This window comes from Calditrichota bacterium, assembly GCA_013151735.1.
GTDB lineage: Bacteria > Zhuqueibacterota > JdFR-76 > JdFR-76 > BMS3Abin05 > BMS3Abin05.
The window spans coordinates 1-16,497 of the sequence record JAADHR010000035.1 but is presented as its reverse complement, the minus strand read 5'-3'; the positions used below and the strand labels follow the sequence as shown (position 1 = coordinate 16,497).

Here is a 16,497-nt window from a genome sequence, read left to right as displayed (position 1 = left end):
CCTTTCGAAGGGGGACCACAGGGGGATGTAACACACCCTGGCAGAAAAAAACAGTCCGCCCAAAATTATCCCTTGCGCAGGCGTGAAGCCTGCGGCTACATTTTTACCCCTCAAAGGATTTATTCTTTTCCTTGGTACCACCCGCAGGGGCCCTTCATGAATTGCCCCCACAGATTGCACATTCGCAACGTCTTCCCCCTAAAAACACACCCGAAAGGTGCGGATTTCGTGCGGTTTGATCTCAAACCGGAACCCATTCCCTTCTGGCCGAAGCGCTCGCAACTTTCTTTCCAGCAAATCGGTTTCCTGGACGCTCACAATTTTCTGGTCCAGGTGAACCGTGACCCTCGCCGTTTTCCCGTACATTTCCACGAGGCGCAGAATCCAGCACGTCGAATCTTCCGCCTTTTTCACCACATTCAGAAACACATTTTCAGGCGTTACCTGCACAAAGCTTTTTTCCTTCGGCAGGTTGCCCCTGTGGGGTTTGGCGCGAAAAACAATGAGCGGCCGGTTGTATTCGACAGCCAGCCGGGCCGTGCCCGCCTCTCGCCAGCTTCCCGTGTGCGGGTACAGCAGATAAGAAAAATCCTGATAGCCGCGGTCGGCCATGGGATCGGGGGCCGTGGGCGAACGCAGCAGGGAAAGGCGCATAAGATTTCCCTTGATGTCGTAGCCGTACTTGCTTTCGTTGATCAGACTGACGCCGTAATCGGTCTGAGACAGATCGGCCCAGCGCTGGGCGGGCACCTCAAACCGTGCCTTTTCGAAAGAGGTTCGGTTCCCGGTGGAGCGTTCAATCGTCGCGTACGGGATTTCGTACGTCGCCTTTTTCGCGTGAACCGCCACCGGAAATGCGACCTTCAGCATCTTGTGTTTTTCCCACCATTCGATGTGGTTCCTCACCTCCACGTAAGGCTGCCCCGCGTACAAGGAGATATATTGATCAAAAAAGGAAGAGGGAAACCCCTCCGTCGGTGAGGCCTCCGATTTCTGGGGACCCAGAAAACTGTGCTTCACGTGAATCGTTGCCCGCACCGGGCCGGCTTCCACCCGTTCCACTACCCAGGCGCTGTCCAGATCGATCCACGGCCCCTTGAACCGGAGATTCCAGGCGTCGTTGGGTTCCACCGTTCGCAACTGAAGGAGATTGCCCCGGGGTTCGGCCAGAACCTCGCGCTGGTTTACCACATCCTTCAGCGACCGAATGAGGCCGGTTTTCCGATCCAAAGCCAGCGATAGAAGACCGTTTTGCAAATGGAGGGAATCCGCCCGGATGTCCGTTTGCGGCGCCCGGGCTGCCCCTTCCTCCAGCCGATAAATTTTGTAACCCAGTGACGGCACATTTCGAGCGATAAAAATCAGCTTGGCTCCCAACGGGCTCTTCTCTACCACTTGACTGGCTACCACGTGTGCATTTTCATCCAAAACGTGCCAAGTTCGTTCTTTTTCCAATCGTCCCAACGAGACCGTTGCCACACTGGTGCGCACCCAGCTCTCCGGGTTAAAAACCACCAGCGCCTCCCCTTTGCCGCGGGTGTCAATGTGCTGCGCCAGCACCTGCAGCGATCGGTCGACAATGTCTTTTTCCAGCTTCCAGGCTTCCTCGTACTCGCGGTCGGCATCCCGGTACACCTCGTTAATCGAGGAACCGGGCAGAATGTCGTGAAATTGGTTGAACAAAATCGTGTGCCAGATGTGCGCAAAATCTCCGGCGGGGTACGGTTCCCCGCAAAGGCTAGCCAGCGCGGCCGTTTTTTCAGCGGTTACGGCCAGGCCCCCGACTTTCCGGTTGTGCTTTTTGGTTTTTGCCTGAGATGTGTAGGTACCGCGGTGAAATTCCAGGTAGAGCTCGCTGTCCCACGTGGGAAGTTTGGCTTTCTCCTGCGGGGTTATCGAATCAAAAAATTCGTCGGAGCGCACCAGTTTCACATCTAAAAAAGCCGGTGCATGAATTTCATTCTCCGCATTTTCGAGCATTTTCATTGTGGGGCCACCTCCGTGATTGCCCACGCCGTAAATCACAAACACCTTACCCAATCCCAGATCCTGCCGTTCATGTTGGGCAAATTCAATCAAATCGTCACCCACCAGATTGTGGCCGTACCCGCTTTCGGGGATGTAGGACATGATTTTGCTGCCGTCCGGTGCCTCCCACCAGAAAAATCGGTAGGGGAATTTGTTGGTATCGTTCCAGTTGATTTTGTGCGTGATAAACCCCTCAAATCCGCTGCGCGCCAGAATTTGCGGCAGATTCCAGTTGTAACCGAAGGAATCGGGAATCCAGCAGATCTTCACATCCACACCCAATTTTTTCTGAAAATAGCGTTTGGCGTAAAGCACCTGCCGCACAAAGGATTCGCCGGAGGGCAGATTACAGTCCGGTTCCACCCACATGCCGCCCATCACTTCCCAGCGACCTTCCTTTACCTTTTCCTGAACCTGCCGGAACAAATTCGGGTAGTATTTTTCCAGCCAGACGTACGCCGCAGCGGAACTCATGCTGTATTTGAAATCGGGGAATTTTTTCATGATGTTCAACACGGATTGTGTGGTGTGATGGACCACCTCGATGCTCTCCCGCCAGGTCCACATCCAGGCCAGGTCCATGTGGGCGTATCCGGCTGCGTAAATGTGGTACTTTTTCCGAACCTGATCGCCCAGCGGCCGCAGGGCCTCCATTTCCCGATCCAGCGCCCGAATGAAGCCGTCCTGATCCCCCTTTTGAAAGGCCTTGCTCTGAAACGCCCGTTCCGCCACCAGATCAACCTGTTTGTACCAGTAGTCGGGATTTGCGCTGAACTCCCGGGCGATCTTCTTGGCCGCAAACAGCTTCCACACCTCCCCGCGGATTTTTTTCTGAAAATCCTCCATGCCGCTGATGTCCATTCGTGCGGCCTTCAGCTGCCCAAAACCCGGGTGATTGATCCCCCGGATGGCAACCACGTAGCGCTGACCCGGCTGAATATTTTTGGCAATCACAAAGTGGCCGTTCGCCCAGGTGAAACTGCCCAGGTACTTCCCGTTCACGTACACATCGCCGCCGTTGTCCACATTGAGGTGCAGCGTCAGGGTGCGTCCCGCCATGGAAAAGCCGCCGATTCTCTCAGGGACAACGAAGGTTGTCCGAAACCAGACATTCGTTTCCGGCAAATCCCATTTGTAGCCGATGTACTTGGTTTCCCAACCGGAATCGTCCAGATTGGGATCTTCCCCTCCGGGCTCGCCGCCCACTTTGTATTTGAGCTGAGCCATTCCTCCGTAAGCCAGAAAATTGAGGATCTGCAGGGCACTCTGGTGATTTTGAGCCGGACTTCTCACCGGGATAAAAGAAAAAAACAGCGTAAGAATTAGCAGCCGAATCATCATGATGAACCTCCTAAAACAGTGCTCACGAATGTTAGTTTAGACAGGATGAACCCGATTTATCGCCGCGACCGTTCACAGTTTTTCAGACAGGGCGAACCGGCCTTTCTTGCCCGCGAATGGTCACAAATTTAATGCCGGACAGATTTTTTATCCGGTTCATCCTGTCTCATTCTACGGATGGTCTTCAATAAAATGATAGGTACCGCTGCCGACTTCAAAAACAGCAGCCTCCTTTTCCATCCTCACGAAACGAACCCCGGCCGGTGGCGTCAGCGGCTTTCCTTCCTGAAGAAGCGGAGTATCCCCTTCGCGAATGGTAACCGGTGATTTTCCGAAAGTGGGGACAAAAACATCCGCCGCCGTGTTGGCCGGGATGGTCAGTTTCAGGGAAAAGTGCCCCGTTTGTTTTTCCCATCGGACATGAATGGGACCGTACAAACTTTCGAGACGCCCTTCGGCCCAGGTGAGGTCTCCGACCGGTTTGGGAGCAACAACCAGATGCTTAAATCCGGGTTTTTGGGGATCCGGGCGAATACCGGCCAGATAACCGAAATACCACTCGCCCACTGATCCCAGCGCAAAGTGGTTGCGGGAATTCATATCGGGTCCCTTTTTATCGCTGTCCCACAACTCCCAGATGGTGGTCGCCCCGTGTTTGACCATATACCCCCAGGATGGATAGTCCGTTTGTGTGGCCACCTGGTAGGCCAATTCGGCATACCCGTAATCACTTAGGATAGGCAGCAGGTACGCCGTCCCCAGGAAACCGGTGGAAAGATGATTTTTTCGTTTTTTCACATCCGCAACAATATTTTTCACGACGGCCTCCGCCTCGGTTCGGGGGGTAATTCCAAAGGCCAGCGGGAGCAGGTTGGCCGTCTGTGTGGCGCCGGTGTATTCCAGGGTTTTGGGATCAAGATGCTTTCGGTTAAACGCCTGAGCGATCTTTTCAGCCAATTGCCGGAAGCGTTCCGAATCATCCTGTTTCCCAATGGCCTTCGCCATCTCGGAAAGCAGTTTTGCGTCGTAAAAAAAGTAGGCGGAGCCAATCGGCGCCGTGGGTGATTTTTCCACGGCCACCCAATCGCCGTAGCCTTTTACCTCGTACAGGGAACCCTTGCTGTGTTTTTCCATGTAGTTCAGCCAGGCCACCATCGTATTGTAGTTTTCGCGAATAATTCGCGTGTCGCCATAAAACCGGTAAACCACCCACGGAATGACCACCACGGCATCGCCCCAGGCAGGCTTGGCCGGGTTTTCCACCACAATCGCCGGATTGACATCGTGCACGGCGCCGTCCGGATCCTGACAATCGGAAATATCGTGCATCCATTTTTCAAAAAACCGGGCCATATTTCGATTGTAACTGGCCGTAGGTGAAAAAATCTGGGCGTCGCCCATCCAGCCGAGGCGCTCGTCCCGCTGAGGGCAGTCTGTGGGAACACTCATGATGTTGCTCGCAAGCCCCCACGTAATATTGTGCTGAACCCGGTTCAGGAGCTCATTGGAACAGGCGAAGGAACCGATTTCAGGTGCATCGGAGTGAATGACCAGACCCGTCACAGCCTCTTCTGTGGGGACCCCCGGATAACCCGTAACCTGCACGTACCGGTAGCCGTGGTAGGTGAACTTCGGTTCCCACACTTCTCCCGATTTTTCACCCCGCAGGATGTAGGTATCCGTGGCCTGCGCACTTCGCAAATTATCGGTTCGAACCGTGCCGTCCTTCTTAAGAAGCTCGGCAAATTTCATAACTACCTTGGTACCGGCCGGCCCTTTTACTTTCAGGCGGGCGCGTCCCGCGAAATTCTGTCCCATATCGAACACGTAAACCCCGGAATCCGGAGAGGCTATTTTTACCGGAACGATTTCTTGTGTTCGGCGGATCGGCGGCCCCTGCTGTGCCACCAGCCGGGCCTGTCCGGCATCCGGAAGGATCACCGGTTCCCAACCCGTTTCCTTAAATCCGGGACGATCCCAACCGGGCTGGTCGAGCCGCGCGTCAAAGGTTTCCCCGTTGTAAAGAGAATTCTGGGTAATAGGGGAATCGAGGGTTTTCCAGGATTCATCCGTCACCACCGTGTCCCGATGGCCGTCCTTGTAATCCACCACGAGCTGCATCAGAAATCGCAGGGGGCCGTGACTGTAAAAGCCCTTCTTTTGCCAGCCCAAACCGCTGCTCCACCACATGTTTCCCAGGACAGCGCCCGCAGCATTTTCTCCCTTTCGAAGCAAATCGGTCACATCGTAGGTCTGGTACTGGATGCGGCGGGGGTAATCGGTCCATCCGGGGGTAAACACATCCTGTCCCACCCGTTTTCCGTTGATGTACAGGACGTAGCTGCCGAGTCCCGTAACGTAAACCCGGGCCCGGCGAATGGCGGATTTCAATTGGAATTCTTTCCGCACACGGATGGAACGCGGCGGGGTGGTGTTTTCGTATTTCAGATCGACTTTTCCCCAGATTTTCCCGCCGTAGGGTTCGATGACTTTCACCCTCCGCCAATTGCGGTCGTTAAAGGCGAGCCCGTTCCAGTTTGTGCGGGCTTTTTGGGAAGTCTTCCACGATCCGTCTGAGTTCACCAGTAAAAAGGACCCGTCCGCAAATGTGACCTTTAAACTGGCAATCAAACCACAGATGTCGCCACGGGTATTTTCCGCCTCGATGGCCAGAGCATTTTCCCCCGTTTTGACCGACGGGGTCACATCAAATTCGTAAACGGTGTTCCAGGCTGTCCCCTTTCCCGCCTCTTTGCCGTTCAGAAAAGCGGTGAACGCATTGTCGGCCGTTGCCCGAAGCAGGGCTTTCGAAATTTGCTTATCTTTTGGAATGATAAATACCTTTCTGAAATAAACCATCCGGTTAATTCCCTTCTGGGTCGGATGCCAGATCCAATCCTTCCAGGGCCAGGGCGTTACTTTTTGGGGATGAATCGCCTTTCCCACCCATTTGGCCTTCCAATCTGTGGGTTTCAGAAGCCCCATTTCGAACCAGGCAATCTGGCTGAAGGGGGACGGTTTCCCCTCGCCATCCCAGGTACGGACCTTCCAGAAATAGCGCTGCCCCGATTCCAGAGGCGCCCCTTCAAAAACCACGAGTACCGACTGATCGGAGGCCACTTTCCCGCTGTCCCAGACGTCTCCCTGATCCTTCTTCAGCAAGTCCTTTCGGGTGGCTACGAGAATCCGGTAGGCCGTCTGGACGGCTCCCCGGCGTGTGTCCTGAACCTCCCACGAAAACCGGGGCTGCATGGCATCCAGTCCCAGGGGATTTCGGACGTATTCACAGCGCAAATTTTCCGGCGCGCCGGGGGCGTGCATTTTTTGACTGCAAAAGAGAAAAAACGGCACCAGCACAACTGCCAAAAAGCCAAGTACCGAGAGACTATTTATCCCGGCTATTTCGGATAAAATCTTCATAAGAGTTATCCTTTCTTTTTATTCAATTTGATACCAGAGACAAAACAGCATCTAATTAAAATTTATCGACCGGATTAAAAAAACCATCAAACTATCGGCAGATCATTATTTTGTTATTATTAGAATTACGCCTTATTTGTCGAATACTTTCTGCCTCCTCAATATGCTCTTTATATTTAGCACAATCCTGCAAAAATTCCCCTCCTTAGAGGGGTTTTTTATCCTTGCAAAACGCCAAAATTTCATCAAGATCCCAATCCACTCGTTATTACCCCCCTCTCTCCCTAAAACCACCCCATTAAAGTCCCCTCTATTAAGAGGGGATTTAGGGGTGTGTTATATTTTTCATTTTTCCCATTTGTAATTACATTTGGTACCAGCGAAAAACATTAAAGGTTACAAACCCACGAGCATTACCGACATGAATGTAATCGTAAACCGTGGAACCACAGGAGTAAAAACGGACTTTGCCTTCCTGCTGCGGAACAAACTTTTCTTTCTTCTTTGCAAGTGTATTGTAAAGCCTTATGCTCATTTTCCACCCCTAAAAAAGTTAAGAACCTTCCCAAAATAGGTTCGGAGGAAGTTACATCTCTCACCATAATAAATTATGGTGATATTACAAAAAAGCCAGCATAATTCTTAGCACAACCCTGCAAAATACCTCTCTTGAGAGGGGAGTCTGCCTCAGACGGACGGGGGTGTGTCATCTGATTTTTTCAAAATCCTCACGTAAACAAACAGCATAAAAAAACACACCCCTAAATCCCCTCTTGTTAGAGGGGACTTCCTGCTGCCAGAACTGAACGTAAAAAACCAGTCTTTTCTTTGCCTACCAGTCAAACTAAAATTTTTTTGATTGCCCTAATCCTCTTGGACCTACCTGCCTCATAAAAATTCCCTTCTTAAGAGGAGATTTTTTTATCCTTGCAAAACGCCAAAATTTCATCAAGATCCCAATCCACTCGTCATTACCCCCCTCTCTTCCTAAAACCACCCCATTAAAGTCCCCTCTTGTTAGATGGGACTTTCCCGGTACTGGTCCCGGATCATTTTTAATAAAGATGCGCAAGACTCTCTAACCAAAATAATTTGAATTTTAAGAGACAAATCCCATCCGCTGCAACCCTACCCGTTTTTCGCTCCGGCTCTAAATACGAATAAAGATTTGCTTCTTGAAAAGGAATCGAACCACGGCCAGCGTAAGCAAAAGCGATACGGTGGCCACAAGCAAATGGCCGACGCCTTGACCCAAAATCGTCTGGAATTCACCGCCGACAAAACGCTTCGCCAAATCATCGAAATTGAGAAAATTTTCTCCCATGTAAATTGTAATCGGATTCATGCCGATCCAGACCAGAAAGAGCGACCATTTTTGCATTTTCCAGATATCCAGAACGACATATAAAATTCCGAGAAGCATCAGGCTGTACCCGCCGGCCACCAACACGTAGGAAGACGTCCAGATTTTTTTGATCACTGGAAACTGCAGTCCCCAGAGAAAACCTAAACCAACTGCAACAAGGCCGCCCCCGATAAAATAGGCAGCCTTTTTCGTCGGTTCAAGTGACTTGTTCCGCAAAAGAAGAGACGCAAAAACGCCCAAAATACAACTTGCAATGGCAGGCAGTGTGCTCAGCAGTCCTTCAGGGTCCCAGGTGCCGTTCCACTTTCGAAGCGGAAGAAAATGCAGGTCCACCCAATTTGCCCAGTTTTGACCTTCGGCAAAAGAAACCCTGCCCAATCCCGGAACAGGAACAAACGACAGCCACGCCCAGTATCCGATCAGCAGGGATAAAAATGCAATAATCAACCCCTTTAATCGAAAATGAATGAACAGCATGCCGGTAAAAAAGTAGGTCAGGGCCAGACGCTGCAAGACACCCATCAGACGAATATTCTGAAAACCATGATTCATCCCCCCGTAATAAATAATCCCCAAAAGATACAGAAGCACAAAGCGGCGAATAAGGCGTTTGTAAGCCGCCTTCTTCCCCTTGGTCATCATTATTTTTTCGAGCGAAAAAACCACTGACATTCCCACAATAAAAACAAAAAGCGGGAAAATCAAATCGTAGAAATGAAACCCGACCCATTTACTGTGATGAAGTTGAGGATCGAACCACTGCTCAATTTTGCCGCCAAAAAGCCGAAACAAGGCGTGGAAAAAAGAGGCCCCTCCAACAATCCAGAACATATCAAAGCCGCGTAAAACATCCACCGACAGCACACGGTCCTTTACGGGTTCGATGGTTGGCACCGTTTCCTGAAGGGCATCATTTTCTTTCATGACCAGAGCCTTTCTCCAATTTTGTTTTTCATTCGCTGATTTTTTCCGGATCGATGACCACGTGTTTGATCTTCACACGATTCCAGGTGTAGGTAACGTGTACCAGACCGTCGGAGGTCTGAATGACGGCCGGGTAGGAATACTCTTCCCGATTTGCCTTTTTGGGATCGGTTACCGGCTCCAGGTCAAAAACCCGCTGCCAATGCTCGCCGTCCCTGGAAATGGCCACGGACAAGGGCACGCGATTCCTCACCGTGGGATTGTACACCAGAAGCTGCCGGCCGTCTTTCAGGGTAACCGCATCGATCCCGGAACTGGGATTGGGCACATCCGTGGGCGCGAGCGGGCTCCAGGTTTTGCCCTGGTCATTTGACCAGCTCTGGTAAATGCGCTTGCTCTTCGTCCGGCAAAGGATTTGTAAACGGCCGGCTGTGTACCGGAGAAGGGTGGGTTGGATGGCCATTACTTTTTTAGGATCATTCAAGTCAGGTGTTCGCTGCCAGGTTTTTCCAAAATCGGGCGTCCACTCCATGTGTACCCGCCAGCCGCCCAATTCCTCGCTGCTTCCGCACAGGAGCCGCCCATCGGGCAAAAGCAGCGGCTTGTCCTTGACAGGACCCAAAATGCCTTCCGGCAGCCGTTTGGCAGGACCCCACGTTCTACCGCCGTCCGACGATTTTTTCAGCATTCCCCACCATTCCCGGGGATTCGGTCCTACCTTGTAAAAGAGCAGCAACTCCCCGCCCGGAACCTGAAACAGGACCGGATTCCAGCAGGGATACCGATTTCCGTCTGCGGCTTTGCCGGATGCCGCATCCACCGGCCGGGACCACCGATTTCCGGCTTTGCGGCTCACCCAGATGTCCACATCCGGAGCGCCTTCTTCCCTGCCCCCAAACCAGGCTGCCACCAGCCCTTCCGGCGCTTCGGCAATGGTAGAGGCGTGGCACGCCGGAGTCGGTGGATTCTGAAAAACAAATTCTTCCAAAATAACAGCATGATTTTTTTCCTTCAACGATTTCGGCATTTTTGAAGACTCCTTTTTTGAACAGGCCAAAATCAAGAACAAGCTCAATAAAATCACATAAACAACCGGCCGGCGCCTGAGGAAATTTCTTTTCATCGGATTTCTCTTCCTTGATCTTTGGTTACGCATTTCGTGTCCACCAGGTGGCTCGTTTCAAACTCTCTTCCGTGGGAGCCGGCCAGAAAAGACTGGCCAGAAATCCCACCAGCAAAACCGTCAGATTTCCAAACACATTGATAATAAAGGGATGAACGGAACTGTTCAGGGAATAGGGTAATACACTTGACTGAAGGGCCGTTCTTAAAATCAGGGTCTTGTACAAATCAGCCTGATGTTTGCCAATTGTATCCTCTAACTTGTTTACAAATTGGCCTTCTCCCCGAATTTCCTTGCCCTTGAGTTTTTCCAGATTTTGAAGAACCTCTGTCGGTAATCCTTTCGAATTCAAGTCCAGAAGGGCCTGATCCGTCACCTTAAAGGTGGCCAGATTGCTTACCGTCAGCCAAAGGATAACCAGCACGCCGACAGCAACCCCTATAATGGCTCCCTGCCGATTGGTTCGCTTGAAGAAAAACCCCAGCAGGAAAAACCCACCCAATCCGGCTGATAGAACCGACGCCAGGAAAAATCCCAGATCCAGAAAGGTTTTCATATTCAAAAGGGTTAACCAATAGGCAATAAGAATGCCCAGAATGCCGAGAATCAGGGTCACCATCCGGGCGGTGAACAGATAGTGTTTATCATCTTTTCCCTTTACAAAGAATTTTTTGTACCAGTCCAGTGTAAAAACGGTGGCGCCGGCATTTAATCCTGAATCAATGGTGGACATGGCTGCAGCCATGACGGCGGCCACAACAAATCCACCCACACCCACCGGCAGCTGGGTCAGGATAAAATGGGGGTAGACCTCATCCGGGCGAAGACCTGCGGGCAAGAGGCCGGGAAATTCGTGATAAAACACCCAGATGCTCGTTCCGATGAACATAAAGAGCGCCCAAATCGGGATGCAGCCCAGGCCGACCATCCAGACCGCCTTTTTGGCCTCCCGGCTGGAGGAGGGCGCCTCGTAGCGCTGAATTTTCACCTGATCCACCGAAAACTCCTGAATGTTACCGATGATCCCGGTCAGTGCAAACATCCAGAAGGTGTCGCGGGTAAGATCCCAGTTCCAGGACGTGGTGATTTTGAACTTCCCCGCCTCCGAGGCAATATGCAAAACCGCCGGAATGCCGCCTTTAACCTCCAGAAATACGACCGTCAACGTGACAATTCCCCCGAGGACCAGAAAAATCGTCTGCAACACGTCCGTCCAGATCACAGCCTCCAGACCGCCCAGGAGCGTGTAAACCGTCACCAGTACACCGACCAAAACGATGGTAAACGTCAGGCTCCAGCCGGTAAGCACCCGGATGGGCAGAGACATCAAAAAGAGAACGGATCCCACCCGAAAGAGAGCAGAAACCAGATAGACAAAACTGGCATAGCTTCGGCCCCAGCCTCCAAATCGTTTTTCGAAATATTCGTACGCGCTTACAAATCCGCTGCGGCGGTAAAAATCCACAAAGAAAATGATTCCAACCACAGCCGCGATGGGAAGCATAAATCCGGGAACCAGACGGCTCCAGTTTCCCGCAAAGGCAGAACCCGGGTAAGCCAAAAAGGTAATGGAACTGATGGCCGTTCCCAGAAGAGACAATCCAACGGCCCAGCCGGGCATGGAGCGGCCGCCTACAAAAAAGTCGTCCGTTGCCTTGATTTTTTTGGTCGTCCAGATTCCCACGATAATCAACAAGATAAAATAGACCACAATTGCAACAACATCTCCCATCCGAAAGGCAAATGGCTCATTCATACCGTCAGGTTCTCCTTAGTTGTTCATTTGTTCAAACTGTACAAAGAATTCATTTACGCGCGCGATCTCATGCGAACCGGGTTTGGAAAATTGTCCTTCCAGCATAAAAACCCCAAAGCTGACCAACAGCTCCATTCCCGTGTACAGAGCAAAAGCGGTCGACTGTCCCGTGAGAGAAGGCCACCCGTATTTGAAAAACACAAACGTCACAAATCCCAGGATCCAGGACCAGAGTGCCCCTTTCCAGGTGGCCTTTCTGTAAATCATCCCCAGCAGCAACGGGATGGAAACCGGGCCCAGAATGGCGGCAAACCATTCCACCGATGCCTTAAATGCCCCCTGCAGCTCAATGGTGAGAAGGGCCGCTCCAATGGTCAGCATTCCCAACACGGCCGTAGCAATCATTCCCACCCGAAGCAACAGGGCATCGCTGGCGCCTTGATTAAACGTCCTCTGGTAAATATCCTTTGTAAAAACGGCCGCCAGGGCGTTCAAATCGGTGTCCACCATCGACATGGTTGCAGCAAACATGGAGGCAATCAATAGTCCCAGAAATCCGGGAGAAATACTCGAAAGCACTTTCTCCGCGACCAGAATATAGGCGTGTTCGCCATTCGAAATGGGGCCGACGATGGTACGAGTAGCCCAGACCGGAATAAAAATAGCCAGAGGATAAATCAGAAACAGGAAGGCCGAAAGGAACGCGGCTTTCCGGGCGTCCCGGGGTTTGCCAATGCTGTAAAACCGCTGGGCCAGCCCCCACTGTCCCCCGTTGTAACTGAGTAAAATGACAAAAAAGTACACAAAAAGAAAGGAGGGCGTGACCTGATCGCTGAAAAAACCGCGGTTTGCCGGGGACATTTGTGCCACCAGGCCGCTGACTCCTCCCACCCGCGTCAAGACCATGGGAACCACGATGAGCGTAATTGAGAATTGAATCATAAACTGGGCAAAATCCGTAAGAACCGTGGCCCACAATCCCCCAAAAAACAAATAGATCACGGTAATAATTCCGCACGCCACAATCACTTCCTGCAGCGGCCAGCCCGTTACGACATGGACAATCATGGCAAGTGAATAGAGTTTCGCCCCCTCGTCAATAAATTTAATGCCGATACCGCTCCAGGCGAACAGCTGCCGAATTGTGTTGTTAAAACGCTGCTCCAGGTACTCGATGGGCGTCATGACCTTCAACCGGGACCATCGGGGGGCCCAAACGTACGCCCCGATAATCATCGCCACAAAAATCGGCAGGCTGAAGAATGTCCACGCGCTGAAACCGCTGACGTACGCCAGCGACCCAAACCCGACAAATGTCAGGGCGCTGTACCCGGACATGTGGTGAGAAATGGCCGCCAGCCACCAGGGAACCCGCTTGCCGCCGGCAAAGTAGTCATTAGGATTTTTCACGAGCCGCTTTGCCCAGTATCCCAACCCCGCTACAAAAATCCCGTAAATGATTACCAGAATATAGTCAATGGGCGTGAGCATGCCTTTTCCTTCACACGTTTCGAGGTAAAAGTGACCACAACCGGTTGAGACAAAACATTCAAAAAAGGCCTCGGCCTCACAATCGAATGAGCTTTCCGGTGCGTGAAGATTCGTAAATTGCCAGAACAAGCTGAAGCGCCCGCCGGGCTTCCTGTCCGTTCACCTTTGGTTGACGATGATCCCGAATTGCAGAAACAATATCTTCAAATTCCCGTACGAAAGGCGTTACCGAAATCGCCATTGGAGCGGCTGCTCCGCCTTTATCCACGCGCTCTTTCAAAAACGGAGCCAGACCTTCAACGTGCAGAAAGGAAAGGGAATTTCCTTCAAAAATGGCCGTCCCACGGGTGCCGTGGATATCCAGCCGCGCAGGAAGCCCCGGGTACATCGCCGTGGAGGCCTGAATGACGCCCAGCGCACCGTTTTTAAATTCCAACATGGCCACACCCAGGTCTTCCACCTCGATCCGGTGCGCCACCGTTTTTGTTCTGGCCGATACCGTTGCCACCGGCCCCATCACGGACAGAAGCAGATCTACAAAATGAATTCCCTGATTCATAAACGCCCCGCCGCCGTCCAGAGCCCAGGTTCCCCGCCAGACCCCGCTGTCGTAATACGATTGCGGGCGGTACCATTTAACGAATGCGTCTCCCTCAATCAATTGACCCAGTTGCCCCGCTTTCAGGATGTCGCTGAGTTTCAACATATCGTCCGTAAAGCGATTCTGGCTGATGACGGCCAGCGTCACACCCTGTTTTTCGCAGGCTTCAATCAGAGCATCCGCCTTTTCAAGGGTGATGTCAATGGGTTTTTCCACCACCACGTGTTTTCCCGCCTGTGCCGCCAGAATACCCACGTCAGCATGAAGCCCCGAGGGAAGGGTAATGTCGATTACATCAATTTCGGGATCCTCTAAAACATCCTCAATGCGGGTCGTCCAATTCACATGAAATTTCCCGGCCATCTCCCGGGCTTTTTCCGCATTTCGTCGAACAATCGAACGAATCTCTGCACCGGGTACCTGCGACAACGCCGACAGGTGATGGGAGGCTACAGCCCCAGCCCCCACAATTGCAAACGTCAGGTTTTTACCGGAATTCATTTTTTCCTCTAAACCGTTCTCTGGCTTTCACCCGTTCACACGATCAGGGCAAAATCCTTTGGCTATTCGAATAGTAGATTTTCTGCAAAACGGCGTCTTCCACTCCTGAATTGTCCAACACATCCGGAAGAGAAATGGGTTGCCCCCTGTACACCAGATCGCTGCCGAAAAGCAGCTTGTCCTGATTGCGCCGGAGAAATCCGGGAGTAAAATCGGGATCGCGCGTCAGGGCATTCAGGCCGGAATTTGCCGACAAATCCCCGTACAGATTCGGGTAATTTTGCAGCAATTCTTCCACGCGCCCCCCCGCTGCAACGGGGCGTCGGGGGTAATCGGAGCGGTCTTCTTCCCGCACATCTCCGGAAATTTCACTCCACCAGTGAAGTGCGTGGGCAATCAAAATCAGACTGGGAAAGGCTTTCAAAACACGCTCCAACCCGGGCAGCCCCAGATCGTCCCAATTCCGAAAGCCGTCGATGTGAATGAGGACCGGAATCTCCAGTTTTTCACACGCCTCGTAGAGCTTCATCTGGCGGGGATCGTCAATGGCCAGACCGGCCAGCATTTCCCCGAATCCCCGGGCTCCCCGTTCCACGTACCGGGAAATAATCGGAGCAGGGTCGAACGTCCCCGGTTCCCCGCGGCGGGGGTCCACATTGCAAAAGGGAACCAGCCGATCGGCGTGCGGCCGGCAGCTTCGGAGCACGCGCTCAGAGGTCACGTAGTAGTCCACCTCTTCTGGATTTTCAATCGCCAGGACCCAGGCCTTTTCAATGTCCTGCGAATCCATCCAGTTGAGAATATCCCGAATCCTCAAGCCCGGACGCGAAAACAGCAGCTTTGAACGTGACAGTCGATCTTTTTCATCCGCCTTCCAGATTGTTTTTCGTAGGTCCCTTTTCGTGGGTCCCCGGCACGTCTAAAGTGCCGGGGACTTTTTGGAACGAACACATAAAAACCCGATTCTATTTCCGCCTGCTCCAATCCGGCAGTTCCAACCGAAAATCGTACGTATCCAGATTCACATTGAACAGCCAGTTGCGCCCGGCTTGTGAAATCAAAAGAACCAGCACATTCTTTCCTTTTTTCAGCTCAATCGGAACGGTAAACTGGTTGTATTTAAAGGCCCGCTTGCTGGTATTTTTGAAAATGACCTTTTGGTTCAGCCAGACGACGGCCCCATCGTTGCTTCCCAGTCGCAGGCGGGTGCGGACCGGTTTTTCACACACAATTTCCGTAACCGCGTAGGCGCGGCAATTCTCGTGCGGCGTTAACTGCCCATCCAGACGAACGATTCCCTTTTCCGCGACTCTGGCCGGATGCCATTTTAAACCGGAGGTTCCAACCGGGTACAGGTTGGTTTGATCCGAAGGCAAATAGCCGGGTAATGCTTGCGTGATCAGAAACCGATCGACTTTGGCCGGTAAATGGCGCCAGCGAAATCCTTCAATGGCAATTTTTTGGTTTTCATCGAAGCGGAAAATCAATCGGTGCGTTCCGGCAGACAACCGGGGGACGTAAAACGTCTGCTCCACAGGAACGTACCCGCCCACTTTTTGCCCGCAGGTGAGCCGCCCGACCTTTTGGCTGTCCACCCACACACTGACGCTTCCCAATCTGGGGTGAATGACTTTGGCCAGGATGAGCCGATAATCGCCAAACGCGGAAACGGCCATCGGGAAGGCAATCGAACCGCCCGGTGATCCCTGAAACTCGTAAAATTCACCGGGACGCCCCATTTTGGAAACATCCGGCCACTCGATCCGTTTGGCCGTTACGCCCCCGCTCACTTTCGCCCTATCGGGCCGTTTCATCTCCGCCGAAAGCCCCCGGTCGTAGGAAGAGACCACCCGGTAGGGTGTCTGGAACCGTACATCGGGGAAACGCACAGCGTTTCCGAAGTGGTCTTTCGCGACGACCGCATACAACAGGCCTTCATACGTAAA

Annotated in this window: 10 protein-coding genes; all 10 read right to left on the bottom strand. The window is 52.3% G+C overall.

The window, feature by feature from the left end; genetic code table 11:
- Positions 1 to 198 precede the first annotated feature (198 nt).
- On the bottom strand, positions 199 to 3,369 hold the full coding sequence (locus tag GXO76_02315; protein NOY76685.1) for an alpha-mannosidase: 3,171 nt from the start codon (positions 3,367 to 3,369) through the stop codon (positions 199 to 201).
- A 171-nt stretch (positions 3,370 to 3,540) separates the two neighbouring features.
- The gene (locus tag GXO76_02310) at positions 3,541 to 6,789 is read right to left on the bottom strand and encodes a family 78 glycoside hydrolase catalytic domain (protein ID NOY76684.1); all 3,249 of its coding nucleotides are present in this window, start codon (positions 6,787 to 6,789) and stop codon (positions 3,541 to 3,543) included.
- 364 nt (positions 6,790 to 7,153) lie between these two features.
- On the bottom strand, positions 7,154 to 7,324 hold the full coding sequence (locus GXO76_02305) for a hypothetical protein (protein NOY76683.1): 171 nt from the start codon (positions 7,322 to 7,324) through the stop codon (positions 7,154 to 7,156).
- Positions 7,325 to 7,939: 615 nt separating this feature from the next.
- Complete coding sequence (locus GXO76_02300) at positions 7,940 to 9,079, bottom strand: DUF5009 domain-containing protein (protein NOY76682.1); 1,140 nt, start codon at positions 9,077 to 9,079, stop codon at positions 7,940 to 7,942.
- A 28-nt stretch (positions 9,080 to 9,107) separates the two neighbouring features.
- Positions 9,108 to 10,106: an exo-alpha-sialidase gene (locus GXO76_02295; protein NOY76681.1), complete on the bottom strand. Its 999-nt coding sequence runs from the start codon at positions 10,104 to 10,106 to the stop codon at positions 9,108 to 9,110.
- 121 nt (positions 10,107 to 10,227) lie between these two features.
- Positions 10,228 to 11,958, bottom strand: a complete 1,731-nt coding sequence (locus GXO76_02290) for a sodium/solute symporter (protein ID NOY76680.1) — start codon at positions 11,956 to 11,958, stop codon at positions 10,228 to 10,230.
- 15 nt (positions 11,959 to 11,973) lie between these two features.
- Entirely contained in the window at positions 11,974 to 13,449 is a 1,476-nt protein-coding gene (locus tag GXO76_02285; protein NOY76679.1) for a hypothetical protein, read from the bottom strand.
- Between the two features lie 76 nt (positions 13,450 to 13,525).
- A complete protein-coding gene (locus tag GXO76_02280) occupies positions 13,526 to 14,551 on the bottom strand; it encodes a Gfo/Idh/MocA family oxidoreductase (protein ID NOY76678.1) in 1,026 nt (341 codons plus the stop codon).
- Between the two features lie 43 nt (positions 14,552 to 14,594).
- Positions 14,595 to 15,341: an amidohydrolase family protein gene (locus GXO76_02275; protein NOY76677.1), complete on the bottom strand. Its 747-nt coding sequence runs from the start codon at positions 15,339 to 15,341 to the stop codon at positions 14,595 to 14,597.
- A gap of 175 nt (positions 15,342 to 15,516) precedes the next feature.
- Positions 15,517 to 16,497: hypothetical protein (locus tag GXO76_02270; GenBank protein NOY76676.1), on the bottom strand; the 981-nt coding region annotated here is incomplete at its 5' end.

What these genes read in the sequence shown, in the direction of transcription:
- GXO76_02315 (NOY76685.1), bottom strand. Translation starts at nt 3,369, where the DNA reads ATGATGATTCGGCTGCTAATTCTTACGCTGTTTTTTTCTTTTATCCCG.
- GXO76_02310 (NOY76684.1), bottom strand. Translation starts at nt 6,789, where the DNA reads ATGAAGATTTTATCCGAAATAGCCGGGATAAATAGTCTCTCGGTACTT.
- GXO76_02305 (NOY76683.1), bottom strand. Translation starts at nt 7,324, where the DNA reads ATGAGCATAAGGCTTTACAATACACTTGCAAAGAAGAAAGAAAAGTTT.
- GXO76_02300 (NOY76682.1), bottom strand. Translation starts at nt 9,079, where the DNA reads ATGAAAGAAAATGATGCCCTTCAGGAAACGGTGCCAACCATCGAACCC.
- GXO76_02295 (NOY76681.1), bottom strand. Translation starts at nt 10,106, where the DNA reads ATGCCGAAATCGTTGAAGGAAAAAAATCATGCTGTTATTTTGGAAGAA.
- GXO76_02290 (NOY76680.1), bottom strand. Translation starts at nt 11,958, where the DNA reads ATGAATGAGCCATTTGCCTTTCGGATGGGAGATGTTGTTGCAATTGTG.
- GXO76_02285 (NOY76679.1), bottom strand. Translation starts at nt 13,449, where the DNA reads ATGCTCACGCCCATTGACTATATTCTGGTAATCATTTACGGGATTTTT.
- GXO76_02280 (NOY76678.1), bottom strand. Translation starts at nt 14,551, where the DNA reads ATGAATTCCGGTAAAAACCTGACGTTTGCAATTGTGGGGGCTGGGGCT.
- GXO76_02275 (NOY76677.1), bottom strand. Translation starts at nt 15,341, where the DNA reads ATGGATTCGCAGGACATTGAAAAGGCCTGGGTCCTGGCGATTGAAAAT.